9 protein-coding genes are annotated in these 12,908 nt (G+C 67.4%); 8 read left to right on the forward strand and 1 reads right to left on the reverse strand.

Annotated features, from left to right (window positions below; genetic code table 11):
* The first annotated feature begins 24 nt into the window (after positions 1-24).
* Both A5697_RS17775 and A5697_RS17780 read left to right on the forward strand, forming a co-directional pair.
* Positions 25-1,770, forward strand: coding sequence for a thiamine pyrophosphate-dependent enzyme (locus A5697_RS17775; RefSeq protein WP_082953457.1), 1,746 nt, complete (start codon positions 25-27; stop codon positions 1,768-1,770).
* 94 nt (positions 1,771-1,864) lie between these two features.
* A complete protein-coding gene (locus A5697_RS17780; protein ID WP_231972098.1) occupies positions 1,865-3,112 on the forward strand; it encodes an FAD-dependent oxidoreductase in 1,248 nt (415 codons plus the stop codon).
* A 163-nt stretch (positions 3,113-3,275) separates the two neighbouring features.
* Here A5697_RS17780 and A5697_RS17785 read toward each other — a convergent pair whose 3' ends face one another.
* Positions 3,276-4,190 carry a GlxA family transcriptional regulator gene (locus A5697_RS17785; RefSeq protein WP_068011543.1) on the reverse strand — a complete coding sequence of 305 codons (915 nt, stop codon included), beginning with the start codon at positions 4,188-4,190 and terminating at the stop codon, positions 3,276-3,278.
* A 230-nt stretch (positions 4,191-4,420) separates the two neighbouring features.
* Between A5697_RS17785 and A5697_RS17790 the strand changes: the two genes are divergently transcribed.
* The 6 genes from A5697_RS17790 to A5697_RS17815 all read left to right on the forward strand — a co-directional run.
* Positions 4,421-5,071: an HD domain-containing protein gene (locus A5697_RS17790; protein WP_067945910.1), complete on the forward strand. Its 651-nt coding sequence runs from the start codon at positions 4,421-4,423 to the stop codon at positions 5,069-5,071.
* A gap of 541 nt (positions 5,072-5,612) precedes the next feature.
* On the forward strand, positions 5,613-6,263 hold the full coding sequence (locus A5697_RS17795; RefSeq protein WP_068011544.1) for an HD domain-containing protein: 651 nt from the start codon (positions 5,613-5,615) through the stop codon (positions 6,261-6,263).
* A 17-nt stretch (positions 6,264-6,280) separates the two neighbouring features.
* On the forward strand, positions 6,281-6,985 hold the full coding sequence (locus tag A5697_RS17800; protein ID WP_067945853.1) for a nitroreductase family protein: 705 nt from the start codon (positions 6,281-6,283) through the stop codon (positions 6,983-6,985).
* A 43-nt stretch (positions 6,986-7,028) separates the two neighbouring features.
* Positions 7,029-7,514, forward strand: coding sequence for a cupin domain-containing protein (locus A5697_RS17805; protein ID WP_067945855.1), 486 nt, complete (start codon positions 7,029-7,031; stop codon positions 7,512-7,514).
* A 207-nt stretch (positions 7,515-7,721) separates the two neighbouring features.
* Positions 7,722-10,433: an AAA family ATPase gene (locus A5697_RS17810; protein WP_197501052.1), complete on the forward strand. Its 2,712-nt coding sequence runs from the start codon at positions 7,722-7,724 to the stop codon at positions 10,431-10,433.
* Between the two features lie 63 nt (positions 10,434-10,496).
* Positions 10,497-12,908 (forward strand): AAA family ATPase (locus A5697_RS17815; protein WP_231972097.1); only part of this gene is annotated, 2,412 nt, incomplete at its 3' end.

Raw genomic sequence — 12,908 nt, forward strand, 5'->3', positions numbered from 1 at the left:
GTGACCGGCGGGAAAACCCACTGAGTGGGCACGGGCTGGCCGTGGCCCCCGTCGCTTCTTAACGTCACAAGTGTGACGGGAGATGCGGCCAAGAACGGCGCGGAAGTATTACTGGCGCAGCTGCAATCTCAGGGCGTGGACTGCATTTTCGCCTCTCCCATCGCCGTGATGGCGCCGGTGTGGGAAGCGCTTGCCCGGCGGGCCGATGACATGACGCTGCGCTACTTCCGATGTCGTCATGAGTTGCTTGCGGTAAGCCTGGCATCGGGCTACTACAAGGCCACCGGCCGAAGCCAGATCGTCTTCTTGCCGACATCACTGGGAGTTCAAAACGCGTCGATGGCGCTGAGCACCGCGCTGCAGGAGCGCACACCGATGACGGTGCTGTCGCCCGACACGCTGAGCTATGGCGATGACCCCGACGGGGATCCTGGTGCCGAATGGCCCTCACTGCTCACTGACCATGCTGGCCCGGCCCGCCATGGCGAAGTCGTCGTCAAGTGGGCGAAGCGCGCACGCACGCCTTCGGATCTGGTTCATGAACTCCGGCGCGCCTGCTTCATCGCCGAGTCCGTCCCAACGGGACCAACGTTGCTCGAGGTTCCATTTCAGTTGTTGATGGCCGACGGTCACCCTGAAGTCCCCGCCTGGGTTTCCCCGGCACCGATTGTCGCGACACCAGAACATATCGACCGAGTGGCCGAAATTCTCGTGGGCGCCACCAATCCCGTCATCATCACCGAACACGGCGGGCGCACCGACGCTGACCGCAACGCCCTAAAAGAAATTGCCGAGGCACTGTCGGCGCCCGTATTCGAATTCTGGAATCCCGCCTATCACAACTTCCCGCGGTCGCATCCGCTGTACGGGGCGGGGCCGGTGGAAGCGGTGTTGGGCGAAGCCGACGCCGTACTCCTGGCCGGCTGCAACGGACTATGGCACCCGCCAAATGCGGTGTTACGCCCAGGATGCGCCGTCATCCACCTCGAGCAAGACCCGCTGCGCCCGCGAGCCGCCTACTGGGGATACCCCACCACCGAGGCGGTCGCGGGCGACCTCTCGCTCAACCTGGCTGGCCTCGCGTCCAATCTGCGAACGCGGTCGGCTGCACGGGTCGAGGCCGGCGAGCGGTGGGCCGGCTTTACGCAGAGCATCCGCGCCCACGGCATCGAAGAGGCCCGCCAATTGGCCTCGCAGGCAACCGATTTCGTGCCAGCAACCAGCTTGTTCGGCGCGTTGCACGATGCGCTGCCCGAGGACGCGATCTGTGTCGATGAGATCACGTCTCAAGTGCCGCAGATGATTCAGTTCCTATACGCCCGCAAGCCTTTCCAGCAGTATCGCGGATGGGCCGGGGCGCTGGGCACCGGGCTGGGCACCGCGCTCGGCGTCAAACTGGCGCGCCCCGGTCAGCCGGTCGTCTGCATCGTCGGCGACGGGGCGTGGCACTACAATCCCGTTCCGGCTGCCCTCGGATTCGCAGAGGAACACGGCGCCCCGCTGTTCATCGTGCTGTGCAACAACCGGCAGTACGCATCCCAGACCCGGAATCTCCTCAAGTACTACCCCGATAGCGCCGCGGTCCGCGAAGCGAACTTCGTCGGCAACGTCATTGAGCCAATGCCCGACTACGTGAAGCAGGCCGAAGCCTACGGCGGCACGGGTGAACGCGTGCAGAAACCCGACGAGCTGGCCGGGGCGGTGAAGCGCGCCCTCGAAGCCGTCGCGTCCGGACAGACGTTCTTGCTCGACGTCATCGTCCAACCGTAGGAGCCAAATGAGTACGACCGATGCGATAGGCGCGGCCGCCGACGGTGTGCCGTTGATCTGGAACGGGGCGGTGCAACATCGTCCGGCTTTGATCGTGCGGGCCGAGTCACCGGGCGACGTACAGCAAACCATCCGTGTGGCGCGTGACCGAGGGATGCGGCTGTCGGTGCTCGGCGGCGGCCACGACTGGGCGGGTCGCGCTGTATGCGACGGCGGTCTGGTGATCGACATGTCCGGGATGCGAAGTGTCACCGTCGATAGCGGGGCCCGGGTCGCAACAGTGGGTGGGGGTGTCATCGCCGCCGACCTGATCGACGCGGTCGCGCCGTACGGGCTGGTCGCCGCTACCGGCAACTGCGGCGGCGTTGGCATCACCGGCCTGACACTCGGCGGGGGCTACGGGCCGCTCAACGGGCGGTTCGGCCTTGCATCAGACAACCTGCTCGGCGCCGAGGTTGTGCTGGCGGATGGTCGGATCGTGAAGGCCGACGCGACTCATGAGCCGGAGCTTTTCTGGGCGCTGCGCGGTGGTGGCGGCAACTTCGGCGTGGTCACTTCCATGCGGGTGCAATTGCATCCGCTCGACCGGTTGATCGGCGGAATGATCCTGTTTCCGTGGTCGCAGGGCGCGACGGTGTGGCGTGGGCTGGATGAGGTGTTGTCGACGGCACCGGATGAGTGGACCGTGCTGAGTGGACTGATGTCGGGCCCGGACGGAAATCCGGCCGTTTTTCTAGCCCCGGCCTGGAGCGGCGATCTTCTTTCAGGCCAAGCCGCCGTCGATGCGCTCACTAAACTCGGAACGCCGCTGAGCGGTCAGGTCGCGCCCATGACGTACCGCGAATGGCTGAGCCTATTCGACGCATGGGATGTCCGTGGACAGTGCTGGGCGATCAACACTCGCACGATCGCGGGCTACACACCAGAGGTCATCGACGCGCTCCTCGAGATCGGCCGGACACTGACCCCGCCGCGCAGCGGCATCTCCATCCATCACTGTCATGGCGCGTCGACCCTCGTCGCCCCGGACCAGACCGCGTTCGCGAACCGCCGCCCACATTTCGTCGTCGAGATCATCGCCGGCTGGGAGGGCGGGGACAGCGTCCGTCATCGCGCCTGGGCCGACGCGGCCTCGGCCGCACTTGCCCCACACGCGCTTCCCGGCGGCTACGCCAACCTGCTCGTGCCCGGCGACCATGAGCAGATCGCAAATGCGTACGGCGAGAACGCCATTCGACTCGTCGCCGCCAAGAAACACTACGACCCCGATGGCGTTTTCACCGCCATTCCACTTCCCGGCGTAAGCGAGGGCAAGAGATCAAATGCCGTACATCGCCGATAGTCCGCCGAGACCGAGCCGGAAGTTCCCGCCGGTCGCTTCTTGAAGCTCCCATGCGGTGGCCGCCGCGATGGAGGTGCTGCGCGGGCCAAGTCACCGCCCTGTCCAGCGGCTGCGGGACCGCCATCACATCAATGTGCATGACGGATCAGTATTTCCCCGTCATTCAGCAGCGGGACGCGGTCCGGAATCTGTCCCGGTACGCCTTCGGCGAGACGCCGAGCTGGTCGACGAATACCCGGCGGAGGCTTTCGGTGCTACCGAACCCGGCAAGGCGCGCCGTGTCGGCGACGCTGCGCCCGGCGTCGAGCGCGGCACGCGCGGCGTCGATGCGCACCATCTCGACGTAGCGGGCCGGCGTGGTGCCGAATTCGGACTGGAAAAGCCGGGTAAGCTGCCGCGTACTCAAGGACGCCTGGGCGGCAAGCGTTTTCACGCTGTGATTGGCCGCCGGGTCGGCCGAGATCGCTTCGGTGACCTTGCGCAGCGGGGACTGGGGCGGGGGTTCGGCCTCGACCAGCACCGAGAATTGCGACTGGCCGCCCGCCCGCTTGAGATAGACAACCAACCATCGGGCCACTTCGCGGACCAGCTCGGTGCCGTGATCCATCTCGACGAGCGCCAGCGCCAGGTCGATGCCCGACGACACCCCGGCCGAGGTGAACACGTCGCCGTCGCGGACGAAAAGCGCGTCCGGCTCGACGGCGACGTCGGGAAAAGCGCGGGCGAACAACCGGGCGTCATGCCAATGCGTGGTGGCGCGCCGGCCGTTGAGCAGGCCGGCCTGCGCCAGGATGAACGAGCCCGTGCAAATCGAGGCCAGTCGTCGGGTCCGCTCCGCGGCCGACTTGACCGCGTCGACAAGCGCGGGATCGATCGCCCGCCGCGGCAGGTTGTCGCTGCCGGCGACCATGATGATGTCGGCCGACTCGATCGACGAAAGCGCGTCCGTGACGCCCAACCGGGCGCCGATCGAGGTCGTGACGTCGCGGCCGTTCACCGATGCGATCTTTATGTGATAGTCGGCACCGAATCGGTTGGCTTCGGCGAATACCTCCCCCGCTCCCGCGACGTCCAGCATCGTCACGTCGTCGAAGACGACGATGACCACAACCCGCGACCGCACACCGGCTTCAGCCACGGTCCCATTGTCGCAATCTGTGGGAAAGATGTCGCACCGGCCCGCGGTGACCGGCTAGCGATTGACGATCGCGTCGCGTTCTGTGGTGAAGACGGCTCAAAAGCCCCAGGTGCTCACAGCCGGACGCCCGGAGACTAACAGCCAGTATCGCCCAACTCAGGAGGTTGATCGTGGTCACCCAGCCGATCGAAGCCATCGCCGACATCGTCGTCCCGGACACCAAGCTGGTGCGCGAGGTCACCGACTACATACGCGACGCCGAAGACGATCTGCTCTTCGACCATTCCCGCCGGGTATTCCTGTTCGGTGTGCTGCAGGGCCGGCGCCGGGGACTGCAGCCGGACCTCGAATTGCTATACGCCGGGGCGATGTTTCACGATTTGGGACTCACCGATCGCTACCGCACCTCCACTCTGCGCTTCGAGGTGGACAGCGCCAACGCGGCGCGTGATTTCCTGTTGGAACGCGGGGTCGACCAGGCCGACGCCGACAAGGTGTGGCTGGGCATCGCGCTGCACACCACGCCCGGCATCCCCGAATTCCTCGAACCCGAAATCGCCTTGGTCACAGCGGGTGTCGAAACCGACGTGCTGGGCATCGGCCGCGAGGACCTGTCTCCCGATGCAATCGCCGCCGTGACGGCCGCCCATCGGCGGCCGGACTTCAAGCGGCGCATCCTGGCCGCCTTCAACGACGGCATGAAGCACCGCCCGCACACCACGTTCGGCACGGTGAATGCGGATGTGCTGCAACACTTCGACCCGGCGTTCCGGCGTGACAACTTCGTGGAGATCATCCTCGACAACTCATGGCCCGAATAGGCGCCGCCCGGCTCGGTGGGTGATGTCGCGAACTGTTCCGCCCGTCGACGATGCTGCGGATCCGCGAAAGCGGTTGTAATCAACGAGATAAGGACACCATGCAACGAAGCGAGAACGACGCCTGCGATCTGGCCACGAGCGTGAGCGCCACCCGACACGATCACGGCGCCTAAGGACGCGTTGAGAACACATGTCGACTTACGTGCTGATTCCCGGTGCCTGGCACGGAGCCTGGTCGTGGCGGCCGGTCGTCGAGCGGCTTCGCGCGGCGGTCACCGGGTGATCACGTTGATGCTGCCCGGAATGACTGACGGTGATAACCCCTGGGGTTATCAGGCGGGGTCCGGCCCATCGTGGTTGCCGGGACGCACAACGGATTGCTCACCTGCCCCGACGAGGTGGCTAAGGCAATCCTCGCCGCTTGACCGGCCGCCTGATACGCCGCCGACGTCAGATTCTGTGGGAAAGACGGCCGGAACGGCACCGGTGAATGTTTGTGCCGCGTCGCAAGATGGAGGCAGCCAGCGAAGGAGGAGCGATCATGGCAATCCAGTCCATCGAAACCATTGCCGGCATCGTCATCCCCGACACGGCAGTCGTCCGGGACGCAACCGACTTCATTCGCGGCGCCGAAGACGACGTGCTCTTCCACCATTCCCGGCGCGTGTTCCTGTTCGGCGCGCTGCATGGGCGCCGCCTCGGCCTGGTTCCGGACCCGGAACTGCTGTACGTGGGCGCGATGTTCCACGACCTCGGCCTCACGGCGCGCTACGGCTCCTCGAGCCAGCGCTTCGAGATGGACGGCGCCGACGCTGCGCGCGATTTCCTGCTCGAGCGCGGCGTGGAAAAGTCCGACGCCGACAAGGTGTGGCTCGGCATCGCCCTGCACTCGACGCCCGAAGTTCCCGCACGTCTTTGCCCCGAAACCGCCTTGCTTGCAGCCGGTGTCAAGACCGACGTGGTCGGCGTGGGCCGCGACGACCTGGCCCCGGACGCCGTCGACGCGGTGATCGCCGCCCACCCACGTCCCGACTTCAAGAACCGCATCCTTGCGGCTTTCAACGACGGGATGAAGCATCGTCCGGACACCACCTTCGGCACGATGAACGACGACGTGCTGGCGCACTTCGATCCCACGTTCAAGCGGGGGAACATGGTCGACTTCATTCTCGGCAGCAGCTGGCCCGAATAGCCGAAAGGAGCAGACAAATGGAGATCCACGAGGCGCTGTACACCACCAGGATGATGCGGCGGTTGCGGCCGGACCCGGTTCCGCTGGACGTGCAGGCGCGCATCCTCGACGCGGCCGTTCGCGCGCCCAACGGCGGCAACACGCAACGCTGGCACTTTGTGGCCGTTGACGATCCGGACCTGATTCGCGAGTTCGCCCAGCTGTTCCGCCAGGCCCGCGCCCTCGAATACGAGAAGTTCCGCACGGGGCAGGGACCGATGGTAGTGCCGGGGCCCGGCGCTGACCCGGCCGCGCACGCCGAGACGATGCGCCGAATCAAGGGCTCGGGGGATTACCTGGCCGACCATTTCGAAGAGGTTCCCCTGTTGCTTTTCGTCTTCGCCATCGACGACCTGGGCGGCGCCAACATCTACCCGGCGATCTGGAGTGTGTTGCTGGCCGCCCGTGCCGAGGGCGTCGGCGGCGTCATGACGATGGTGCTCAACAACTTCCGGGACAAGGTCAACGAGTTGCTGGGCGTGCCCGTCGAGGAAGGCTGGAAGATGTCGGCCATGCTGACGCTCGGCTACCCGCGGGGAAAGTGGGGCGTGGCAGCCAATCGCCGCCCCGTGCACGAGGTTTCGTCCCGGAACCGATGGGACGCGCCATTCGGTGTCGAGGTGCCGCAACCGCTGTGGTCGCCTCAAGAGGTCCCGCGGACCGGATTGGCCGCGGTCGGATAGTGGTGCGGCGGAACCATTCCGCCGCCGGGAGCGAGAGGACAGCGTGACATCAGCTAACAGTGCGGACGCGTTGGAAGTCTTCGGACCCGTCGTGGAATTCATGACCCCACCGGACGAAGATCAGTTGTGCGTCATGCGCGCGGTCATCCCGCCCGGGGTGGTGGTCCCGCTCCACAGTCACAACGACTTCGAGGATTTCTACATCCTGGCGGGCAGCCACCAGGTACTTGTCGAGGTCGGCGGCGGCCTTCAATGGCGCGATGCTCAGGCCGGAGAGTACGTTCGGGTGCCGGGCGACGTCCCGCACGCGCACCGCAACGTCTCGCGCGAACCCGCCGTCGACTTGATCATCACGACAGCGCGCATGGGCCGGTTTTTTCGTGAGGTCGGGCGGCCCGTGGGCTCCGCGCCACCGACCACCCGGGAGGTGGCGCGCTTCGTCGAGGTTGCGGCGCGTTACGGCTACCGGTTGGCGACGCCGGACGAAAACGCTGCGGTCGGCATCACCGTGCCCCCGTTCTCGGGGTGACGGGGCGCGAAACAAGGGGCGTGGCTGCGCAAGTGGAAATCGGTATAACAGGTCCGGGAGGTGGGTCACCAGGCCGGTTCGGGAAACCGCTTCCACTACCGTAGGAAGGCGGAGTCTTCGCACCAGATACGGTTTACCGGCCAGCGATGCAGTGGTATAGCGTCGGGTCGTGCCTATCCCGATTGAGGTCGCGGGGTAAGCGGAGTCGTGGAGCTTATCGGCCGGCAAGCCGAAACGGCGGTTCTCGACCAGCTTGTCCAGGCGATATCCGCCGGGGAGAGCCGCGCGCTGCTGATCTACGGCGAAGCGGGCGTTGGAAAGTCCGCGCTACTGGACTACTTGGAGGCGAAGGCTTCACGCTGCAGTGTGATACGTGCGGCCGGTGTCCAGTCCGAGATGGAACTGGCCTTCGCTGCGCTGCATCAACTGTGCGGGCCGCTGCTCGACCACCTCGAGCGCCTTCCCGGGCCGCAGCGTGAGGCGCTGCAGACGGCGTTCGGCATTATCGCCGGACCGCCACCGGACCGGTTTCTGGTCGGATTGGCATTTTTGAGCATGCTCTCCGAGGCGGCGGACGAGCGGCCGTTGGTCTGCCTGGTCGATGACGAGCAGTGGCTTGACCGTGCGTCCGCTCAGGTGCTTTCGTTCGTGGCTCGGCGTCTGCTCGCGGAATCCGTCGGATTGGTCTTTGCCGCGCGAGTTCCGAGCCGTGATCTCGCCGGGTTGCCACACCTCGCGGTGGGTGGTCTGGCGGATCCTGAGGCCCGTGCGCTTTTGGACACGGTGCTGACCGGGCCGTTGGATGCGAAGGTGCGCGATCAGATCGTCGCCGAGACGCACGGCAATCCACTGGCATTGGTGGAGCTGCCGCGCGGACTGAGTAACCAGGAACTGGCGGGCGGATTCGGACTGCCCAGGGCCGCAAGGCTTTCCGGAACCGTCGAGGAAAGCTTTCGTCGGCGCATCAGTGCCATGCCAGATCCGACCCGCGAGCTGTTGCTTGTTGTGGCCGCGGAGCCGACCGGTGATCCGGCGTTGATTTGGCCGGCCGCGGCACAGCTGGGGATCGGCACCGACGCCGCAACGCCCGCGGTCGATGCCGGCCTGGTGGAGCTCGGCGCGCGGCTGTGGTTCCGGCACCCGCTAGCCCGTTCGGCGGCTTACCACTCGGCGTCGCTGTTGCGACGACAACGGGTCCACCGGGCCCTCGCCGGTGTCACGGATCCGGGGTCGGATCCAGACCGATGCGCCTGGCATCTGGCTCACGCCACGGCCAAGCCGGACGAGCACGTAGCGGCCGAGCTGCTTCGTTCCGCCGATCGCGCGCGCGCGCGTGGTGGCGTGGCCGCCGCGGCGGCCTTTCTTGAGCGCGCCACGGTTTTAACCGTCGACCCGGCCCAGCGAGCACAGCGGGCGCTCGACGCCGCGGCGGCCAAGGTCGAAGCCGGGGCATTCGACGCTGCGCTGGACTTGATTGCTCGGGCCGAGGCCGGGCCCTTGAACGACTTCCAGCGTGCACGCGTCGACCTGGTCCGCGCTCAGTTGGCCTTCGTCACCAACCGCGGCAGTGATGCGCCGTCGCTGCTGCTGAAGGCCGCCAAACAGCTCGAACGAATCAACTTAGCGCTTTCGCGCGCAACGTATCTGGAAGCAACGTCGGCGGCGATGTTCTCCGGTCGGTTGGCGGCCGATTGCGGGGTCGTGGACGTGGCCCGCGCCGCCGCGGCATCGCCGCGGCCGCCGATGCCGCGACCGTCCGACTTGCTGCTCGACGGCTACGTCGCACGCTTCACCGACCGGTACGCGGTGGCGGTGCCGATCTTGCGCCGCGCGGTCAGTGCCGCCCTCGCGTCGTCGGGCGAGGCGCTGCGCATTTTTTGGCTGGCGAGCATCGCCGCGCTGGACCTCTGGGATGACAAGAGCTGGGAGCTGCTCTCGGAGAGGCACGTCGCGGTCGCCCGCACCACCGGCGTGTTGACGGAACTGCCGCTCGCTTTGAGCATGCGAGCGATATTGCTTCAATTCGCCGGGGAACTGACGGCCGCGGAGGCGCTTGTGCAGGAAGTGCGGGTGGTGACCGAGGCGACCGGCGCCGGGCTCGCGCCTTACGGCGCCCTGCTGCAGGCCGCATTTCGCGGCGACCGGGCCGAGGTGTCTGCGCTCGTCGAATCGACGACGAAAGACGTTACACGCCGCGGTGAAGGTATCGGGTTAGCCGTAGGCGAGCGCGCGGAAGCGGTGCTCAACAATGGAATTGGAAACTACAAGGTGGCGATGGCCGCAGCGCAATGCGCGGTCAAACATCCAGCGGACCTGGGCGCATCGCCGTGGTGCCTGGTCGAGCTCGTCGAGGCAGCGATGCGCTGCGGCAGGGCCGACATCGCGACCGACGCCCTTGCTCGCCTTACGGAGATGACGGATGCCTGCGGAACCGATTGGGCGCTGGGTGTCCAAGCACGTTCGCGCGCGCTGCTTTCCGATGGTGCCGAGGCCGAGCGCCAGTACCTAGACGCGATCGCGCGGCTCGGGCGCACCCGCATTCGTGCGGAACTTGCCCGCGCTCATCTGCTGTACGGCGAATGGTTGCGTCGCGAGCGCCGTCGCACCGATGCTCGGGCGCAGCTGCGAATCGCGCACGGCATGCTCGACGCCATGGGAATGGAGGCTTTCGCCGAGCGGGCCGGCCGCGAGCTGCAGGCCACGGGGGAGACCGCGCGCAAACGCGCGACAGCTTCCGCCGATGGAGAACAGCTGACAGCGCAGGAAGCCCAGATCGCGCGGTTGGCCCGCGACGGGCTGTCGAACCCCGAGATCGGCGCGCGGCTATTCATCAGCGCTCGGACCGTTCAACACCACCTGCGGCAAGTGTTTACGAAGCTGGACATCAGTTCACGCAGCCAGCTCGATCGCGTCCTTTGATTCGCCGTCGACGGGTAACCGCGCTGTGTGCAGTGGGCTGGAGGCTCGGATAGCGTTGGTTCTGTGTCGCGGTGCGAGGGCACGGAGTTGAGGCTGATAGGTCGCCACGCCGAGTGTGGTGCTCTCGGTCGACTGGTGGCCGCGGTGTGCGACGGTGAGAGCCGGGCCCTGGTGGTGCATGGTGAGGCGGGTGTCGGCAAAACGGCGCTCTTGGAGTACCTGGCCGGGCAGGCGTCGGGCTGCAAGGTTGTGCACGCCGCCGGGATTCAGTCGGAGATGGAGCTGGCGTTCGCCGGGTTGCACCAGCTCTGCGCGCCCATGCTCGATCGACTGGCGCGCCTACCAGCGCCGCAGCGAGAAGCCCTGGAGACCGCATTCGGCATGAGCACCGGGTCGGCGCCGGACCAGTTCCTTCTCGGCCTGTCCGTCCTGAGCTTGCTGTCGGACGTGGCCGAGGAACAGCCGCTGCTGTGCCTGATCGACGATCAGCAGTGGCTGGACCGCGCCTCGTCGCAGATCTTTGCGTTCGTCGCCCGCCGCCTCGGCGCGGAAGCGGTTGGCGTTGTCTTCGCGACCCGAGTGCCCGGGGTGGAATTGGCCGGCCTGCCGGAGCTGGTCGTCAGCGGTCTGCCGAAAGGAGACGCGCGTGCGCTCCTGGACTCGGCATTGCCGGGGTCGTTGGACGGGCGGGTGCGCGATCAAATCGTCGCTGAGACGCGCGGCAACCCGCTGGCCTTGATGGAGCTGCCTCGCCGCATGACCTCGGCAGAACTGGCCGGGGGTTTCGGGCTGCCGGCAGCGGCGCCCCTTGCCGGTGCCGTCGAGGAGAGCTTCCGCCGTCGCCACGCCGCATTGCCCGCCGACGCCCAACTCCTGCTTCTGCTCGCAGCGGCCGATCCCACCGGCGACCCGGCACTGGTCTGGAGTGCCGCGGAGCGGCTTGGCGTCGCGGCCGCGGCCGCGGCCGAGGCCGCCGACGCGGGTCTGGCCGAGATCGGCACCCAGGTGCGTTTCCGGCACCCCTTGGCTCGCTCAGCGACCTACTGGTCGGCGTCGCCGGCCGAGCGCCGAGTGGTCCACGGCGCACTCGCGGCAGTTACCCATCCGACACTCGATCGCGACCGCCGGGTTTGGCACCTCGCCGAGGCCGCTCCCGGCCCGGACGAGGAGATCGCCGAGGAGCTGGAGCACTGCGCCGACCAGGTACGGGCGCGGGGTGGGCTTGCCGCGGCGGCGGCGTTCCTCGAACGCGCCGCGCGGTTGACGCTCGATCCGGGGCTGCGGGCCGGGCGGGCGCTCGCCGCGGCACACACCAAGGTGCAGGCGGGCGCCTTCGATGCGGCGGCGGCCCTGCTGGCGATGGCGAAAGCTGGGCCGCTCGACGATCTGCAACGGGCGCGCGTCGACCTTCTGCGGGCTCAAGTCGCGTTCGCCACGAGCCGGGGCGGCGACGCTCCACGCCTGCTGCTGATGGCCGCCAGGCGATTCGAGCCGATCGAGGCCGGCCTCGCCCGGGAGACCTACCTCGACGCCATCAACGCCGCGGCGTTCGCCGGCCGCCTGGCCAGCCGCGGCGGCGGGGTTCTCGAAGTGGCTCGAGCCGCAGCCGCGGCCCCGCAACCACCGCGCGGCCACCGCGCGCCCGACGTCCTTCTCGACGGCCTGGCGGTCAACTTCGTCGAGGGGTACGCCGCAGCGGTGCCCGGCCTGCGGGACGCGCTGACGGCGTTCGGCGCCGGCATGTCGGCGGACGAGGAACTGCGCTGGATGTGGCTCATCAACCTAGCGGCCCTGCACCTGTGGGATGACGCGCGCTGGGACGCACTATCGGTCCGCTACCTCCAGCTCGCGCGCAAGGTCGGCGCCCTGAACGAGCTGCCGCTCGCCCTGAGCACGAGGGCCATGATGCTGTTGTGGGTCGGTGACCTGACCGCCGCGAGCACGTTGATCGACGAGCAATCCACGGTCACGGAGGCGACGGGGAGCAATCTCGCGCCCTACACCGCGATGCGCCTCGCGGCGATGCGCGGCAGGAAAGCGCAGGCGTCCGCCCTGATCGAGGCCACCAACATGGAGGTGTCCAAGCGAGGCGAAGGCATCGGGGTGGCCTGCGCCGAGTGGACAAGGGCAGTGTTGCACAACGGCTTTGGCGATTACCCGGAGGCGATGGCCGCTGCCCAGCTGGCTCTCTACCATCAGGAGTACCCCGATGTGCGATACCCAGGCATTGCGAACTGGGCCGCGGCGGAGCTCGTGGAGGCGGCCGTACGTGGCGGGATGACCGAGACCGCGACCGTCGCTATTCGTTGGCTGGCCGAGATGACCGCCGCCAGTGGCACCGACTGGGCGCTCGGGGTGGAAAAGCGCTCGCGCGCACTGATGGCGGAGGGGGAGAACGCCGAGCGCCTCTACCGGGCGGCGATCACGCACTTCGGGAAAAGCCGTGTCCGCACCGAGCTCGCCCGAGCGCACCTG

The organism is Mycobacterium sp. E3251 (assembly GCF_001666835.1).
In the GTDB taxonomy this organism is placed as follows: Bacteria; Actinomycetota; Actinomycetes; order Mycobacteriales; family Mycobacteriaceae; genus Mycobacterium.